The sequence below is a fragment of the Desertimonas flava genome (genome assembly GCF_003426815.1).
GTDB lineage: Bacteria > Actinomycetota > Acidimicrobiia > Acidimicrobiales > Ilumatobacteraceae > Desertimonas > Desertimonas flava.
Genome location: NZ_QKYK01000013.1, coordinates 51444 through 68771, shown reverse-complemented (window position 1 = coordinate 68771; position 17328 = coordinate 51444). Strand labels below are relative to the sequence as shown.

Genomic DNA, 17328 nt, shown 5'->3' with positions numbered 1-17328 from the left:
GGCACGGTTCAGCGAGCGTCCCGGCGTCGGCGCGGGCGATCGCGCAGCCTGCGTGGCCGGGGAACGCTGACGATGGCGGGTACGGGAAAGGCTCATCTGCGCGACGACGATGACGACATCGTCTTGCGCGTCGACGATCTCGTCGTCGACTTCCCCATCGGACGCACCGGCCTCACCGTCAGCGCCGTGGCCGGGATCAGTCTCGACGTCAAGCGCGGAGAGACGCTCGGGATCGTCGGTGAGTCCGGCTGTGGGAAGACCACCACCGGGCGCGCCGTCATGCAGCTCCCGCCCCCGACGTCGGGCACGGTCCGCTTCGAGGGCGCCGACCTCACCACCCTCGACAAGGCGGCGATGCGCACGGCCCGCACGCGGATGCAGATGATCTTCCAGGATCCGATCTCTGCGCTCAACCCGCGCCGCAAGGTGCGCGACATCGTCGCCGAGCCTCTCGACATCTGGAAGCGGGGATCGAAGGCGGAGCGCGGCGCCGTCGTCGACCGCACGCTCGAAGAGGTCGGCATCGACCCCGAGCGGGCGGCCGAGAGCCAGCCACACCAGTTCTCGGGCGGCCAGTGCCAGCGCATCTCGATCGCCCGTGCCCTGGTGCTCGACCCGTCGCTGATCATCTGCGACGAGCCCGTGTCGGCCCTCGACGTGAGCGTGCAGGCCCAGGTGCTCAACCTCCTCGAGGACCTCAAGGCCAAACACCAGTTGACGTTGGTGTTCATCGCCCACGATCTGGCCGTCGTCAAGAACGTCAGCGATCGGGTGGCCGTGATGTACCTCGGCAAGATGTGCGAGGTCGCGGCCAGCGACGCCCTCTACGAGCGCCCGGCCCACCCCTACACCAAGGTCCTCCTCGACTCGATCCCCGTCGCCGACCCCGAGGCGCCCGACGTGCCGCCACCGATCACCGGGGAGCCGCCGTCGCCGGTGCTGCCGCCGCCGGGGTGCCGCTTCCACACCCGCTGCCCCTTCGCCACCGACGTGTGCCGAACCACCGAGCCGGAGATCCGGCCCGTCGGCGGCAACGGCGGCGACCACTTCGTCGCCTGCCATCATCCGCTCGTGGCCTGACCGGTCGCCGGACAGGGATCCGGCGCGCCTGCCCCGGGCGGCGGTTCGCCACGTCGGCCGACCAGGGAGACCGCAACGCCATGACACCCCCTTGCTACGGTCGGTAGCCATGACGATGCCGGCGCCGACGATCGCTCCCCCATCGGCGGTGTCGCGGTCGGCAGCACTCACGCCGGCCGCCGAGCTCAAACAGATCCGAGCCAACGTCAGCTGGTATCGCCGTGGTCGCGGGGATCCCACCACCCGTCTCGGTCCCACCTGGATGCTCCGCGCGATGCGCACCCCCGACGGTCCGGCGACGGCCCTCGTGGACTGGAGCAGCCAGGAGCGGCGCGTCGAGGCCTGGGGCCCGGGCGCCGACCACGCGGCGGCCGCCATCGTGGCCATGACCGGCAACGGCAAGGTGCTCGACATCCCCGACGGTCCGCACCCGCTCGTCACCGAAGCCGCCCGGCGCAACCCGTTGCTCGCCGCCGGCGCCAGCGGCGATCTGTATCACTCGCTGATCCCGGCGGTGGTCGAACAGCGCATCACCGCTCGCGAGGCCCTCCAGCAGTACGCCATCCTCGTGCGACGCCTCGGCGAGCCGGCGCCCGGCCCGCACCCCGGCCTGCTGCTGCCGCCCGATCCCCGGCGTCTCGCCCGCCTTCCCACCTGGTGGTTCCATCCCATCGGCATCGAACGCAAGCGGGCGGCCGCCCTCATCGCCGTCGCCCGGGCGTCGCATCACTTCTGGGACTGGGCCGGCCTCCCGCATGCCGAGACGGCCGCCAAGCTGGCGCTGATCTCCGGCGTCGGCCCGTGGACGATCGGCATCGTCATGGGTCCCGCCTGCGGCGACGACGACGCCGTCGCCGTCGGCGACTACCACCTGCCCAACCTCGTGGCCTGGAACCTCGCCGGCGAACCGCGCGGCGACGACGCCCGCATGCTGGAGCTGCTCGAGCCGTACCGGCCACAGCGCGGGCGCGTTCTGCGCCTTCTGGGCATGGTGGGCAGGCGGGCCCCGGCCTTCGGGCCCCGCCGGCGCATCCTGCCCATGCACCTGTACTGAGCACATCGACGTGGCCGTCACCGTCTCCCCTCCTCGACGCATCGGGCCGGCCCTCGCCGGCGCCTGGACCGCCCGGCGACACGCCCGCCCGTCGCTCGATCCGATGGCCGCGGCCGAGGCGCAGGCGTGGCGGTCGGCACGGCGGGCCGGGATCGGTGCCTTCATCGTGTCGCGCCTGCTGGTGTTCGGGGCCGTGTACGCCCGCGCCGCCCAAGACGTGTGGGAGCGCTACACCCGTGGTCTGCCGTTCGAGCCGAGCATGCGCGGCATCATGGACCAGATCCTCATGCAGTGGGACGGGCGCTGGTTCCACTCCATCGCCAGCAGCGGCTACCCGCGGAACATCCCCGAGAGCCTGGGCAGCCTCCGCGGCACCGGCGCCACGCTCGGGTCCCTGCCGCTCCTGCCGTGGACCGCCCGGGGCTTCGACGTCATCTGGCCGGGCGGCGTCGACGACGCCTTGATCGCCGTGATGGTGCCGATCTCGCTCGCTGCCGTCGTCATGGTGGGTGCCGTCGCCCGCGACCTCTACGACGCCGACGTCGCCCGACGGGCGATGGTGCTGTTCTGCTTCTATCCGGGAGCGATGGCGCTCACGTGGCCGTCGGCGGAGCCACTGCTCGTGCTGTTCGCGGCGGCGGCATTCGCCTGCATGCACCGGCGACGCTGGCTCCTGGCCGGCGCCTTCGCCGCCGTCGGCGCGCTCGCCAGCCCTCACGCCGTCGCCCTCGTGTTCGCTTGTCTCGCGGCGGCCGTCGTCGCCGTCGCCGTGCGCCGCGAGTGGCGGGCGCTCTGGTCGCTCCTCGCCGCCCCGCTCGCCCTGATCGCGTTCTACGCGTGGTTCGCCAACCACACCGGAGTGGCCGCCGGCTGGTGGCGGATCCAACGCCAAAGCTGGTACGAGGGGTGGAACTGGGGCGAGACGACAGCGCGCTATGTCTGGCGGTTCGTCGACAACCCGCTGGCCGCCGACCAGGGAGCGGTGTACGGCCACACCGCCCTCGCCGTGGCGTCGCTGGTGGCCGGTCTCTATTGCGCCGTCCGCCGCCGCATTCCCGCCCCGATGATCGTCTACTGCGTCGTCATCGCCGTCATGATGCTCGGCTCCGACAACCTCACGGCCCGTCCCCGGCTCGTGCTCGCCGCGTTCCCGCTGGCGATCGCCGTCGCAGCCTGGTGGCCCCGCCGCCGTCACCTCGCGTTCGGCGGTCTGGTGCTGCTGTCCACCAGTGTGCTGGTCGGCTACTCGCTCGTCTACGCCGCCTACGGGGCGGTGCCCTGATGTCGGTCGCCGCCCTGCCCGTTGCCGCCGAGCACGGGACCGGCGTCATCGGGGCGCGCCAGGCCGAGACGGCGGCCGACCGCTTCGCGGCCGCCTCCCGACGAGAATGGCACCGCACGATCGGCATCGGCCTCGCCGCCTACGTGATCTCGCGGATCCTCGTGTACGTCGGGTCATACGCCCAGGCCACCCAGGAGGTCAGCGAGCGCCAATCGCGGTTCCTGCCCGTCCCGGGCAGCGTCCGCGTGATGATCGAGAACGTCCTGTGGCGGTGGGATGGCAAGTGGTACAAGATCATCGCCGACGAGGGGTACCCCCGGCAGCTCGCCACGTTCATCCGCTACGACCAGGGATCGAGCGCCAGCGTGGCCTTCTTCCCGGTCTATCCGATGCTCGCCCGCTGGTTCGACCTGGTGTTCCCGGGCAACGTCTTCTACGCCCTGCTCGGTCTCAACGTCGTGCTGTCGGCCATCGCCGTCGTGCTCGTCGGCATGATCGCTCGCGACCTCTACGACCTCGACACGGCCCGCCGGGCCATGATCCTGTTCTGCGTCTTCCCCGGAGCGGTCACGTTGTCGTGGTCGTACGCCGAGCCCTCGCTCATCGTGTGCGCGACAGCGTGCTTCTTGTGCCTCCACCGTGAACGGTGGATCCTCGCCGGCGTCTTCAGCGCCATCGGGACGGCCACCCGCCCCAACGCGATCGGTCTCGTCGCCGCCTGCGGGGTCGCCGCGCTCCTCGTCATCTGGAAGCGCCGCCAGTGGCGCGCCCTCGTGTCGGTCGTGCTCGCTCCGCTCGGCGTGTTCGGCTACCACCTCTTCCTCACCCACCACACCGGCGAGTCCGGCGCATGGATGCGCGCCCAGCGCGAGGCGTGGGACGAGGGGTACAGCTGGGGCGCCACCGCCGTGCGATTCACGTGGCGCTTTCTCGAGAATCCGTTGGGGTCGTGGTACGGCGGCACGTACATGCACACCGCGCTCGCGCTCTTCGCCCTCGCCATCGGTGCGTACTGCGCCGTCGTCCGGCGAGTGCCACTGCCCATGCTCGCCTACGCCGCGGGCGTCGCCGCGCTGATGGTGATGCCCGCAACGGTCTCGGCCCGCCCGCGTTTCGTGTTTGCCGCGTTCCCGCTGGTGTTCGGGGTTGCCGCCTGGTTGCCCCGTCGCCGCCGCTATCTGTTCGAGGGGGTCGTCGTGCTCAGCGCCGGTTCGATGGTCGTGTTCACGCTGATCTACGGCTCCTACGCGGTGATCCCGTGATCAGCGAGCTGACACCACGGCCTTGCCTGTCGGTCGCCGTCCCCTGCTACAACGAGGTGGCCACCGTCGAGGCGCTGCTCAAGCGGGTCCTCGAGTCGCCGTGGGTGGCCGAGGTCGTGGTGGTCGACGACGGCTCCTCCGACGGCACGGTCGACGTGCTCCGATCGGTCACCGACGAGCGGGTACGCGTCCTCGAGCACGGCCGCAACCGTGGCAAGGGCGCGTCGCTGCGGACCGCGTTCGCCACCGTGCGCGGCGAGTACGTGATCGTGCAGGACGCCGACCTCGAATACGACCCGAGGGAGTACGGCCTGATGCTCGAGCCGCTCGAGCGGGGCGTCGCCGACGTCGTGTTCGGATCGCGGTTCCTCACGGGGCGGCCGCACCGGGTGCTGTACTTCTGGCACTCGCTCGGCAACCGGCTGCTCACGCTGCTGTCCAACATGTTCACCGACCTCAACCTCACCGACATGGAGAGCTGTTACAAGGCCTTCCGACGCGAGGTCCTGGAGTCGATCGAGCTGCGCGAGGACCGCTTCGGCATCGAGCCGGAGATCACCGCCAAGGTGGCCGGAGGCCGTTGGCGGCTCTACGAGGTGGGCATCTCATACGACGGGCGAACCTACGAAGAGGGCAAGAAGATCGGCTGGCGCGACGGCCTGTGGGCCCTCGTGTGCATCGTGCGCTACTCCCCTGCTCTTCACCGCCGCCGCTGACGCTCAGATGAGCGCGGTACACTCGCGCCACGACCAGCACGTGGGCCGCTGGACGGAGGAGGGTGAACGACGTGGGTGACAGTGTGGCAATGCCGGCGACCGAAGGTTCGACCGAACCTCGGGTCGCCGTGTCGTTCTCGGAATCCCCCCAGAGCTCTCAGTGCTACGTCAACGCTTCGCTCTCCGGCTTCCTACCGAACAACGACTACGTCGTCACCTTCTACCGCAGTGGGGCCGGAGCCCCTGGGACACTCATCGCCTTCGTCGACGTACCGGTGACGACCGACGACGTCGGCAACCTCCCCAACGTCGGCGAGTCGATAGCGATCCCGAGCGGTACGCAGTTCGCCGCCGGCGTCGGCGACGTCCTCAGCCCAGTCAGCTCCTGCTGAGCCTCGAGCGCCGGCTCAGTGCGGCTGGCGAGCGACCTCGCCGTGCAGCGCGCGCAGCACGCCGGTCGCCGAGGCCTCCCACGTGAGGATCGCCGCCCGGGCCAGAGCGGCGTCGGCCAGCGACTGACGGCGGGCGCCATCGGTCAGCACCGCCGTGAGCGCCGCTCCCAGCGCATCAGGCGACGCCAGCACGCCGGTGACGCCGTCGACCACCGAGCAACGGTGCCCGGGGATGTCGGTCGCCACGGCGGGTGTGCCGCACGCCGCGGCCTCGGTCAGGGTGAGCCCCCAGCCCTCGGCGAGCGAGCCGCTCGCCACCACCCAGGCGCGGCGGTACTCGTCCCGCAGCCGCTCGCCGGCCACGCGCCCCGTGAACGTGACCCAGTCGCCGGCCCCGTGTGACGCGACCAGTCGCTCGAGCTCGCCGCGGAGCGGTCCGTCGCCGACGAGGCGGAGGCGGAGCTCAGGCACGTGGCGGCGAGCCTCGACGGCGGCGGCGATCGTCACCTCGAATCGCTTGACGGGCGCGAAGCGTCCGACGGCCACGACCAGTGGAGTCGGCGATCGCTCCGGGCCGGGCGAGAAGAAGGGGTCGACCCCGTTGTGCACGGCCGTCACGCGATCGGGACGGAAGCCGAGCCCGATCAACTCGTCGCGCGTCGCTTCCGACGGCGTGACCACCGACGTCCGACGGTAGAAGGGCGGCGCCAGCCGCGCCTCGAGGGCTCGCCCGAGTCCGGCAAGGGGCCGGGGAAGGATCTGGTCCCACATCGGTCCGTGCACGTGGTGGAGGACCGTGATCCGCGGCCGGCGGCACCACACGGGCGAGAACCACGGCACCCCGTTCCAGATCTCCACGAGGGCGTCGAACGGCCCCATCCGCCCGAGCACCTCGGCGACGGCGGTGCGGGGGAACACGCTGTACCGGCTGCCCCTGCGCACGACGTGGTAGCCGTTGCGGTCGGCCTCCGGAGGGCGACCCACGGCCGCCGACGTGCGGTGGGTGATCTCGAGGCCCGCGGCGGCCCACCGCCGCATGAACTCGTCGGCGTGGACCTCTGAACCCCCCGCATCGTCGTCGTCGAGATCACGCCACGCAAGCACGTGGACGCGGCGCACACCCCGCTCGATCATGTCGGCGGCCATGTCCGCGATCGTTGCGGCCCCTGTGTCCGTCACGGCCGGGACCGTAGCCGCCGATCTCGCGACGACCGAGGCCGTCACGCCGGGCGGCTGTTGTTCATCCGTTGTTGGCGACGGCGCAGTTGGTTCCGGCATTGACCTCCGAACCGTCGGAGAAGCCGTCGCCGTCGGTGTCATAGGAGGTCGGGCTGCATCCGTTCCCGCGATCGACCCCATCGGTCAAGCCGTCATTGTCGGTGTCCGAGTCGAAGGGGTCGGAACCGAAACCGGCCTCGTCGCTGTTGAGCAGCCCGTCGCCGTCGGCGTCGCCCATCGGATCCAGCTCCGGCTCCGGCTCCGGTTCGGGCTCGGTCGCCGGCGGTGCCGGCTCGGTCTCAGGTGGGGCATCGGTGGCCGGCGGGTCCTCGGGCGCCGGGGCCGGAGGAGCGGCCGGGGCGTTGGTCGCGGCGGGCGCCTGCGTGTCGGTGGGTGCCGTCGCAGCCGGTTCGGCGACATCGCCGAGGGTCGCACCGATCACGGCGACGAAGACCGTGGCCGGCTGACCGGCCGTGTTGATCAACGTGACGTCGCCCGTGATCGCGGTCGAGGACCCGGCGGTGACGGGGACACCGCCGGCCGACACCTCGCCCGCCGTCACCACGACGAGCGCCGAGACCTCGGCCCGCAAGACGAGTGCCTCGTTGGTGTTGAGCACGTCGCGGACGAGGTCGACGTCCCGCGTCGACGCCCCCGGCGTGAACGTCGCCGACCCGTCGCCGGCGCCAGCGGCGGCCGAGACGATCACCGCCGTTGCGCCGGCCGGCGCGGCTGTGTGGAGGGCGGTCGGAGCACCGGCCGGCCGGAAGACCGCCTCGCCAGGTGCGAGTCTGGCCACCGGGCCGGCATCGCCGTCCACGACGACGGCTGCTGCGCCGCTCGACAGCACGAACGCCGGAGCGGACGCGTCGAGCGGCGTCGGAGCCGACGTGACCGGGACCGTGGTGAGCTGCCAGCTGAACGCACCCTCGGCGAAGTCCACGACCCCCTGAGTGACCACCGCGGCATGCCCGGTGGCCGGCGAGGGAGGGTCGACCGCCGCCCCGACTGGGTTGGGGGCCAGGGCCAGCACGCCGAGCGCGAGCGACGCAACGATGAGGGGGTTTCGGGGGTTCACGGCGCCGCACCGTAGGAACCACGGCTCGGTCCGTCCACAGATTTGAACGGCGACGGCGGACGGGCACCAGGTCAGGGGTCTGTTACCGCGTGTAGCAGCGGCGCCGTCTAGATTCTCCCCAGATGTCGTCGCTGCTGCCGGACCGGCTGCTCACCTGGCTGCCGACCGGCCGAATCGACCGCTTCACCAATGCCGTGCTGGCTCACGACTTCCCGCAGCTTCCGCCGTCCCGTCGCGATGAGGTCCGCCGCTTCGTGGCTCGCCGCGCCGCCCGGCTGCCGGCACCGATGCACCTCGGCGTTGCGGCCGTTGCCGCCGTGACCGGCGTCGCCGCCGCGATCGCCGGGGTCGAACGCACCGTGGGGCTGCTGGATCGCGTGCCGCTCCCCCTCGCCGGTGAGTACCTCCGTCTCGTGCGGTCGCTGGCGTACGCCTACATCTGGGAGACGTGGCCGGACACCGCCGCTGATGGGGCGCCGCTGCCGTGAGTGCGGTGCTCACCGCCGACGTGCTGGTGGTCGGCTCGGGGGCCGGAGGGGCGCCGACGGCGGCTCTGCTCGCCGAGGCCGGCCTCGATGTGCTCGTCGTCGAGGAGGGTCCCGACGTGCGCCAGGGCGAGGTCGTGCCGTTCTCCCTCGACCAGATGGACCGCCAGTACCGCGCCGGCGGCGTGACGGCGGCGATCGGTCGCCCGTCCATCGCCTACACCGAGGCCTGCTGCGCCGGGGGCGGCACCGAGATCAACTCCGGCCTCTACCGCCGGCCGCCCGAGGACGTGCTGACGCGCTGGCGCGACGATCATCACATCGAGCAGTTCGACACCGCCGACATCTACACCATTTGCGACGAGCTCGAACGCGAGCTGAGCGTGCAGACGCTCCCCGGTGACCCCATCGCCGCCAGCGCCGCACTCCAGCACGGCGCCCAGCGTCTCGGCTGGGCGGCCGACGAGATCCCCCGCTGGATGGCGTACGAGCACGGCTCTCAGGGCACCCCGGCCGCTCGGCGCCTGAGCATGACCGAGACGTACCTGCCACGCGCCCTTCGTGCAGGTGCCCGCCTGCTCACCGGCAACCGGGTGCAGCGACTCGAACGTGTGGGAGACCGAGCCGTGTCGGCGCGACTCATCGACCGCTCCGGCAACAGGTCGACCGTCCACTTCGCCGACGTGATCGTCTGCGGCGGCGCGATCCAGACACCTGCGCTCCTCCAGCGCTCGGGCTGGCGCCACCGCATCGGGACCAGCCTCGCGGTCCACCCGACGGTGAAGCTCGCCGCCCGCTTCGACCACGAGATGAACGTCCCCGACGACGTGCCGGTCCACCAGGTGAAGGAGTTCGCCCCCGACCTCTCCTTCGGCGGGTCGGCGTCCAGCCCCGGTCTCATCGCCCTCTCGCTGTCCGACGCCTGGCCGAGGTTCGGCCCGGCGATCGAGCAGTGGAAGCAGATCGCCGTCTACTACGCGGCGATCACCAGCGAAGGCCGCGGTCGCGTGATCAGTGTTCCCGGTGTGCCCGACCCTCTGGTGACGTATCACCTCACCCGCCGGGACCGCGATCTGCTCGGCCAAGGCCTCGCCCGGCTCGCCCTGGTGATGCTCGAAGCCGGCGCTCGCGAGGTCTTCCCGTCATACCGCGGAGCACCGGTCGTCACCGGCCGCGGTGATCTCGCTGCGCTGCGCGGAACGTTCCGCGCATCGAGTGCGAGCGTGATGACGGTGCACCTGTGCTCCACCGTCCCGATGGGCGGCGACCCGGGGCGATCCGCCACCGACTCGTTCGGGCGGCTTCTCGGAACCGCCAACGTGTACGTCAACGACGCCTCGCTCCTTCCCGACGCGCCCGGTGTGAACCCGCAGGCGTCGATCATGGCGGTCGCCTTGCGAAACGCTCGCCACTTCCTCGCCGGAGGACGCGGTGACCACTGAGCCGCCGGTGCCGTCCGCCGTCGCGCGCCGGGGGACGCCGGACCTGACGATCGTCACCGGTGCTGCCGGCTGGTTCGGACGGGCGTTCCTGGCTGCGCTCCTCGATCGGGACGGGCCGTACGCACGGCCGGGCCGGATCCGCGCCCTGCTCGGGCCGGACGACGACGCCGCCACGCTTCCCCGCGACCCTCGGCTCGATGTGGTCGTCGGCGACGTCCGCTCCACCGCTGGGGTCAGAGAGCTCTTCGCCGATCTCGCCGGCGTCACCGACGTCGTGCACGCGGCCGGCGTGATCCATCCGAGCTCCACGGGCGACTTCATCGAGGTCAACACCCGGGGCACGCAGAACGTCGCCGCGGCGGCGCGGCGCAACGGTGTCCGCCGCGTCGTCCACATCTCGTCGAACAGCCCCTTCGGTACCAACGCCCACCCCGACGACCGCTTCCGCAACGAGGAGCCCTACCACCCATATCTCGGCTACGGGCGATCCAAGATGCGCGCCGAGCGGCGCCTGCTCGACGAGGTCGGTTCGGGCCTCGACGCCGTCATCGTGCGGCCGCCATGGTTCTACGGACCCCACCAGCCGGCCCGCCAGACGACGTTCTTCACGATGATCCGCACCGGGCGCTTCCCCGTCGTCGCCGGCGGCGGACAGCGACGCTCGATGGTGTACGTCGAGAACCTCGTGCAGGGCGTGGTCGCCGCCGAGCTCACCGAGACTCCTCCGGGACGGGGGTGGTGGATCGCCGACGCCGAGCCCTACGCCATCACCGAGATCGTCGCCGCAGTCAAACAGGCGCTCGCCAGCGCCGGCCTCGACGTCGCCTCCCGCCAGATCCGGCTGCCCGGCCTGGCGAGCACGGTCGCAGAACGACTCGACCGCGTCATCCAGGCCACCGGCCGCTACAACGCCCAGCTCCACGTGCTCGGTGAGCTCGGCCACACGATCGCGTGCGACATCACGGCGGCCCGCGACGAGCTCGGCTACGACCCCGAGATCGATCTCGCCGAGGGGATGCGTCGCAGCGTCCGGTGGTGCCTCGACCAGGGGCTGACACTGTGAGCACCGCCTTGGTCACCGGCGGCAACGGCTACTTCGGGTCGCTGCTCGTCCGTCACCTGCTCGAGCGCGGTGACTCGGTGCGCGTGTTCGACATCGACTCGACGGGGCATCAGCCCGCCAGTGTGGAGGTGATCGTCGGCGACATTCGCGACCGGTCGAGCATTCGTGAGGCCGTCGACGGCATCGACGTCGTGTACCACAACGTCGCTCAGGTCCCCCTCGCCCGCGATGATCGGCTGCTACGCAGCGTGAACGTCGACGGTACCGATCGCCTGCTCGAGGCAGCGGCCGACGCCGGCGTCGCCAAGGTCGTGCACACGTCGTCGAGCGCGGTGTTCGGCATCCCCGACGTCAACCCCGTCCTGCCCACCACGGTACCGAAACCGGAGGAGGCCTACGGTGCGGCGAAGCTCGCCGCCGAGTGGGCCTGCCTCCGGGCCACCGCCGAAGACAGGCTCGACGTGTCGATCGTGCGGCCGCGCACGATCCTCGGTCACGGCCGCCTCGGCATCTTCGGCATCCTCTTCGACTGGATCGCCGACGGGGCCGACCCCTTCGTGCTCGGCGACGGATCGAATCGCTACCAGTTCGTCCACGCCGACGACCTCGCCGCCCTCTGCGTCGCCGCCGCCGACTCACCAGGTCCCGCCGTGTTCAACGGTGGGACCGACCGCTTCGGCACGATGCGCGAGGCCGTCCAGCACGTCTGCGACCACGCCGGCACAGGAGCCCGGGTGCGGTCACTGCCCGCCCGCCCGGCCGCCGCCGCCATGCGGCTCACGGCCGCAGCAGGTCTCACGCCGTTCGCGCCGTACCACTGGTTGATGTACTCCCGCTCCATGTGGTTCGACATCTCTCACGCCACCGAGCGGCTCGGCTGGGTGCCGCGCTACTCCAACGACGAGATGTTCGCCGACAGCTACGACTGGTTCGTCCAGCACCGTGAGGCGGCCGCCGCTGGCGAGTCGGCGTCACACCACCGCCGGAGCGCGTCGTCACGGCTGCTGTCGGCGCTCAAGGCCGCCGTCAAGGCGCTATGAGCGCGGCGATCACCGTCGCCGCGAGGCCGGACCAGACCCGGTCGACCGCCCATCGCCTCACCGCGCGCCGCCCGCTCTGGCTGATCGGCGCCGCGGTGATGGCCCTGCTCGCCTACGTGCCGTCGCTGATGTCGTCGCCCGGCCGCATGCCGTCCGACACCAAGCTCTACCTGTACCTCGACCCCGGGCGGCTGCTGTCGGACTCGATCTGGAGCTTCGATGCCCGCCAGTTCGCCGGCTGGGTCCCCCACCAGATCATCGCCTACCTCTGGCCGACCGGCCCGTGGTACACGGTCGCCCAGGCTGTCGGGCTGCCCGACTGGGTCGCACATCGGCTCTGGATCGGCACGATCATGTTCGCCGCCGGCGCGGGCGTCGCCTGGGCGGCTCGGCGGCTCGGCCTCTCGCTCGTCGCCGCGGTGGCCGCCGGTCTGCTCTACCAGCTGTCGCCCTACCTCGTGCCGTACATCTCCCGGACGTCGTCGATGCTGCTCCCCTGGGCCGGCCTCGGCTGGATCATCGGCCTCACCGTCGGCGCCGCGACGCGATCGAAGTGGCGCGACGCCGCTCTGTGCGCCCTCGTGGTGGCCTCGGTCGGCTCGGTCAACGGAACGGCCGTGACGATGATCGCCCCGGCGCCGGTCCTGTGGCTGATCGTGTCGGCCGCCGAGCGCCGCATCGCTCCGCGAACCGCGGCGGTGACCGCCGCGAAGATCGGCGGCCTCAGCATCCTCACGTCGGCCTGGTGGCTGATGATGCAGAGCATCCAGAGCAAGGAGGGAGCCGACCTCCTGGCCTTCTCCGAGTCGCTCCAGGACGTCAGCCTCACCGCCACGTCGGTCGAGGTCTGGCGCTCGCTCGGCTACTGGCTGACGTACGTCAGCTCGGCGTTCGCACCCACCACCACGGCCGGACGCGACTACATGACCCACACGGCACCGCTCTATCTCGGATTCGCCCTGGTCATCGTCTCCGTCGCCGGCCTCGCCGTCACCCGCTTCGCCGCCCGCCGCTATGCCGTCGTGCTCACGTTCACCGGCCTCGTGCTGGCCGTCGGCGTCCACCGCTTCACCGACCCCTCGCCGCTCGCCGACTGGTTCCGGGGTGACGGCGAGTCGGGACTGGCGCTCGCCCTGCGCTCGAGCACACGCGCCCTGCCCGTGATGACGATCGGTCTCGCTCTCGGCGCCGGCGCCCTCGTCGACGCCATCGGCTGGCGACGCCCGTCGCTACGCCTCGGTGCCGCTGCCGTGTTGATCGTCGCCGCGCTCGGCAACCTCCCGGTCCTCGTCGGGCACCGGCTCGTCGACCCGGCGTTGGAGCGCGCCGAGTACCCGCCGGCGTCCTGGTACGACGCGGCTGCAGCTCTCGACGAGCTGCCCGGCGGCTATCGGGTGCTCCAGCTCCCTGGCGCCGAGTTCGGGGCGTATCGATGGGGCTACACCGTCGATCCCCCACTGCCCGCACTCACCGACCGCCCCCTCGTCACCCGCGACCTGTTGCCGCTCGGCTCGGCCGCGACGATGGACCTGTTGTACGCGCTCGACGACCGCTTCCAGCAGGGACGGCCGGAGGCCGCCGCCATCGCGCCGATCGCCCGGCTCCTCGGTGCCGACGTGATCTGGCTCACCGGCGACGTCGCGTTCGAACGCTTCCGCACTCCCCGCCCGGAACTGACGTCCGACTTCTTCGCCGTCGCGGCGAGCGACGACGCCAACGATCTCGGCGGGCCCGAGCCGTACGGCGAACCCGTCGTCAACGTCCCCGCGATGCCGGTCGTCGACGAACAGTCGCTGTCGGAACCGGTGATCGGTGACGCCATCGCGCCGGTCGAGCTGGTCTCCGTGATCGACCCCGTCCCGATCATTCGCGCCAGCAGCGACATCGTCGTCGTGTCGGGAAGCGGCGACGGTCTCGTCGACGCCGCGGCGGCCGGGCTCATCGACGGGTCCGAGGCGATCCTCTACAGCGCGTCGCTCGACACCGACGAGCTGCTCGAAGCTGCGGCCCACGCGGGCTTCGTGATCATCACCGACTCCAATCGCATCCGGGCTCGCAACTGGCGCGGCTCCCAGGAGACGACCGGCTACACCGAGACCGGCACCGGCTCGGCCGTGGTGTGGCCCGACTCGGGCGACGCCCGGCTCGACGTCTTCGCCGACGACGGTCCCTCCGAGTCGACGACGGCGAGGTCCGACGGCCCCACTCGTGCCATCGCCACCGCCTACGGCGCCCGGTTCGTGTACGAGCCCGAGTCACGTCCGGCGATGGCCATCGACGGCGATCCCAACACGGCGTGGACGGTGCTCGATCCGGCCAACCAGTTCATCGAGGTGCAGACCGACGCCGGGGTCGACCACGTCACGCTGCTCCAGCCCAACGGCCTCGCCGACGTCCGCCACCTGCGGGACGTGCGCATCAGCGTCAACGGCGGCGAACGGTTCTCCGTGACGCTCGACGACCGTTCGCTCGTCGCCGGTCAACCGGTGGAGTTCCCGGCCACCGACGGGCCGACGACCATCCGCATCTCCCTCGGATCGATGACCGGCCGCCGTCACGCCGTCGGACCGGACCGGGCCGGCGTCGGCTTCGCCGAGATCGACACCGGGCTCGGTCCCAGCCCAGAGGTGGTCAGTGTTCCCACCGACCTGACGACGGCGCTGCGTGACGGTGAGTTGGACGTGCCCGTCGTGTACGTCCTCACCCGCGAACGCGTGCGTCCCACCGATCGCCTGCGCACCGATCCGGAGTGGCGCATCGTGCGACGCATCGACGTCCCCTTCGCGCAGGAGGTGGAGGTCGCCGGCGACGTGCGACTCGATCGGCGGGCGAGCGACGTGGTGCTCGCCTCCCTGCTGGGTATCGACGGCCCGACGGCGTCGAGCCGTCTCACCGGGGCACCGGTGGCCGGCGGCTGGGCGGCGGCCGACGGCGACGAATCCACGGCGTGGATCACGCCCTTCGGACAGGTCTACGGATCGACGCTCACCGTCGATCTCGTCGACCCCGGCCGGCCGCTGCGGATCCGCCAGCCCGTCGGGAACTACTCGCGCATCACCCGCGTCGTCCTCGGCCAGGGCGCCCAGTCGGTCGAGGTCGACGTCCCCACGCCCGCCAGCGACGGCTGGTCCGAGCTCACTGTGCCGGAGGGCTTCTCCTCCGGGACGACGACGATGCGGATCGTCGGGCTCGTCGAGCAGACCACCCGCGACGCTCGATATGCCGACACCGTGTTGATGCCCGCCGCGGTGTCGGAGGTGGAGAACGTCGCCCCATCGACCGTGCCCGAGCACTTCGAGACCGAGTGCCGTGACGATCTCGTGGCCGTGGACGGCACGCCCGTGCCCGTGCGGGTGGAGGGTGAGGTTGCCGACGCGATGCACGGCGCGGCGTTGACCGCCACGGTGTGCGAGGCGTCGCCGGTGATGCTGGCAGCCGGTGAGCATCTCGTCACCGGTCAGGACTCCCGCCGCATCGGGCTCACCGTCGACCGCATCGTGCTCGGCGGCGTCAGGGCTCCAGGCATCTCGGCAGGCCCCGGGGCGGGCGCGGCCACAGCGACCGTGGTCGACGAGTCCCGGACGGGCCGCACGGTCGAGGTGGACGGCTGCGACGACGGCTGCTGGCTGATCCAGGGCGAGGGATACCACCGCGGATGGAAGGCGACCATCGACGGCGAGTCGCTCGGCGAGCCACGGCTGATCGCCGGTGGATTCAACGGCTGGTGGATCCCGTCGCTGGAGGAACGCGGCGACGATGCCGGACCCGTCACCGTCGAGATCGCCTGGACCGTGCAACGCCGACTCGACATCGCCCTGACGATCAGCGGGCTGGCCGCCATCGCGTCGGTCGTCCTCGTCATCCGCGAGCGACGGCTCCCGCCCTCACCCCCTGTCGAACCCGCCCGCTTCCGGTTCCTCGGCCCCTCCGACGGCCTCGGCCGGAGCCTCGTCGCGGCGGCGGTCTACACGGCAGCCGCCGCGCTGTTCGTGCAGCCGGGTTACGCGTGGTGGGGCCTCGCCGGCGGCGCCGTCATCGTGGCGACACGGCGTGTCCGTGTCGCGGCCTACGTGACCATCGCCGGACTCGTCAAGATCGCCCACGACGTGATCACGTACGTGCGCCGCGAGCATCCGCAGCCGACGCCCAGCTTCCCGGGCCACTTCGAGCACCTCCACTGGCTCGGGCTGTTCCTCGCCGTCTCGCTCGGGGTCAGCGCCCTGGCCCGCAACCGCCCGGCGAGGACGCCGGATCCAGCGTCGGGCCCGACAGCGTCACGGTCTCCTTGACCGGTCGGAACCCCACGCTGAGATAGAGGTGCTTGGACGCCGGGTTGGCCGCTTCGAAGCAGATCTTGATGCGCTTGGCCCCGGCCGCCGCCAGACGTTCGAGGCCTTGGATGAGCACGTGGCGGGCGAGGCCCTGCCGCTGATGGGCATCCTCGGTCCGCATCGGTTCGACGAGGCCGGTCGCTGTCGCCGGGTCCATCCAGAACAACGCGTACGCCGCATCGTCGTCGTTCCGGTCGACCACCACCAGGTCGAGGTCCGGGCGATACAGCGACGTCTCGTTCAGGCGCCGCTCGGTGTCCGGTCCGTTCCTACTCACCATGTGGTGCGGGCAGCCGGCCCGCTCGAGGCGGGTGAACAGCCGGTACCCGTCCGCAAGTGGGCTGACCGCCGGCCGGGAGTCGGCGTCCATCCAGGTCTCGACCATCTGCTCGTTCTCGTCGATCGAGAAGCCGCGCTCGACGAACGCCGCGATCAGCGTCTCGTCGGATCGGTCGGCCTCCAGCTGGACGGTCCCGAATCCGGAAGCCCCGGCGTGAGCGAGACCACGCTCGACGACCTGATCGGTCCACTCGGCGGTCGCGTCGGGCAGGAGAATCGGATCGAGGGCGGTCCGGTCGCGCCACGCCGTGACGATCACGGCGGCCGTCGGACGTCCGTCCTCGTCGAACCAGAAGAGTTGGGGAATCTCGTCGGTCGGACGCGGCGCTCGCCACCACCACTGCAGGTCGGCGGCCTCGAACAGGCCCTTCGTCGGGTGGGCGCGGCGGACCAGCCGCAAGAGCGTCGTCACGTCGTCCAGGTACGCACGCCCGGTCCGAAGGCCCTCGGAGTCCACTCGCACACGGACGACCGTAGGCCCCGGGGTGCGGGCCAGCGCTCTGGGTTACCCGCGCCGCTCCGAGTACGAGCCGACGGGAGCGTCGG

General features: G+C 71.5%; 14 protein-coding genes. 11 read left to right on the top strand and 3 right to left on the bottom strand.

Annotated features, from left to right (window positions below; all coding sequences use genetic code 11):
* Window positions 1–72: 72 nt before the first annotated feature.
* The 6 genes from DN771_RS15940 (at window position 73) to DN771_RS15920 (ending at window position 5786) form a co-directional block, all read left to right on the top strand.
* Window positions 73–1080: an ABC transporter ATP-binding protein gene (locus DN771_RS15940; RefSeq protein ID WP_116998536.1), complete on the top strand. Its 1008-nt coding sequence runs from the start codon at window positions 73–75 to the stop codon at window positions 1078–1080.
* A 109-nt stretch (window positions 1081–1189) separates the two neighbouring features.
* Window positions 1190–2134, top strand: coding sequence for a DNA-3-methyladenine glycosylase family protein (locus DN771_RS15935; RefSeq protein ID WP_116998535.1), 945 nt, complete (start codon window positions 1190–1192; stop codon window positions 2132–2134).
* 10 nt (window positions 2135–2144) lie between these two features.
* Complete coding sequence (locus DN771_RS15930) at window positions 2145–3416, top strand: hypothetical protein (protein WP_116998534.1); 1272 nt, start codon at window positions 2145–2147, stop codon at window positions 3414–3416.
* Window positions 3416–4678 carry a hypothetical protein gene (locus DN771_RS30435; RefSeq protein WP_227462373.1) on the top strand — a complete coding sequence of 421 codons (1263 nt, stop codon included), beginning with the start codon at window positions 3416–3418 and terminating at the stop codon, window positions 4676–4678. The genes DN771_RS15930 and DN771_RS30435 overlap by 1 nt, the downstream gene beginning before the upstream one ends.
* Window positions 4675–5394, top strand: coding sequence for a glycosyltransferase family 2 protein (locus tag DN771_RS30430; RefSeq protein WP_227462372.1), 720 nt, complete (start codon window positions 4675–4677; stop codon window positions 5392–5394). The genes DN771_RS30435 and DN771_RS30430 overlap by 4 nt, the downstream gene beginning before the upstream one ends.
* Window positions 5395–5483: 89 nt before the next feature.
* Window positions 5484–5786 carry a hypothetical protein gene (locus tag DN771_RS15920; protein ID WP_116998532.1) on the top strand — a complete coding sequence of 101 codons (303 nt, stop codon included), beginning with the start codon at window positions 5484–5486 and terminating at the stop codon, window positions 5784–5786.
* A gap of 15 nt (window positions 5787–5801) precedes the next feature.
* Here DN771_RS15920 and DN771_RS15915 read toward each other — a convergent pair whose 3' ends face one another.
* Together DN771_RS15915 and DN771_RS30090 are read right to left on the bottom strand one after the other, a co-directional pair.
* The gene (locus DN771_RS15915) at window positions 5802–6965 is read right to left on the bottom strand and encodes a glycosyltransferase family 4 protein (protein ID WP_227462371.1); all 1164 of its coding nucleotides are present in this window, start codon (window positions 6963–6965) and stop codon (window positions 5802–5804) included.
* Between the two features lie 61 nt (window positions 6966–7026).
* On the bottom strand, window positions 7027–8082 hold the full coding sequence (locus DN771_RS30090; protein ID WP_193615376.1) for a thrombospondin type 3 repeat-containing protein: 1056 nt from the start codon (window positions 8080–8082) through the stop codon (window positions 7027–7029).
* A gap of 122 nt (window positions 8083–8204) precedes the next feature.
* Here DN771_RS30090 and DN771_RS15905 point away from each other — a divergent pair, with 122 nt between their 5' ends.
* The 5 genes from DN771_RS15905 to DN771_RS15885 are packed head-to-tail and all read left to right on the top strand — an operon-like array spanning window position 8205 to window position 16401.
* Window positions 8205–8570 carry a hypothetical protein gene (locus DN771_RS15905; protein WP_116998531.1) on the top strand — a complete coding sequence of 122 codons (366 nt, stop codon included), beginning with the start codon at window positions 8205–8207 and terminating at the stop codon, window positions 8568–8570.
* Window positions 8567–10009: a GMC family oxidoreductase N-terminal domain-containing protein gene (locus tag DN771_RS15900; protein ID WP_116998530.1), complete on the top strand. Its 1443-nt coding sequence runs from the start codon at window positions 8567–8569 to the stop codon at window positions 10007–10009. Before DN771_RS15905 ends, DN771_RS15900 begins: the two co-directional genes overlap by 4 nt.
* Window positions 9999–11072 carry an NAD-dependent epimerase/dehydratase family protein gene (locus DN771_RS15895; RefSeq protein ID WP_116998529.1) on the top strand — a complete coding sequence of 358 codons (1074 nt, stop codon included), beginning with the start codon at window positions 9999–10001 and terminating at the stop codon, window positions 11070–11072. The genes DN771_RS15900 and DN771_RS15895 overlap by 11 nt, the downstream gene beginning before the upstream one ends.
* Entirely contained in the window at window positions 11069–12112 is a 1044-nt protein-coding gene (locus DN771_RS15890; protein WP_162942015.1) for an NAD-dependent epimerase/dehydratase family protein, read from the top strand. Before DN771_RS15895 ends, DN771_RS15890 begins: the two co-directional genes overlap by 4 nt.
* Entirely contained in the window at window positions 12109–16401 is a 4293-nt protein-coding gene (locus DN771_RS15885) for an alpha-(1->3)-arabinofuranosyltransferase domain-containing protein (RefSeq protein WP_116998527.1), read from the top strand. Before DN771_RS15890 ends, DN771_RS15885 begins: the two co-directional genes overlap by 4 nt.
* Here the strand turns inward: DN771_RS15885 and DN771_RS15880 are convergent.
* Window positions 16325–17245: a GNAT family N-acetyltransferase gene (locus DN771_RS15880; RefSeq protein WP_162942014.1), complete on the bottom strand. Its 921-nt coding sequence runs from the start codon at window positions 17243–17245 to the stop codon at window positions 16325–16327. The genes DN771_RS15885 and DN771_RS15880 overlap by 77 nt on opposite strands.
* Window positions 17246–17328: the final 83 nt, after the last annotated feature.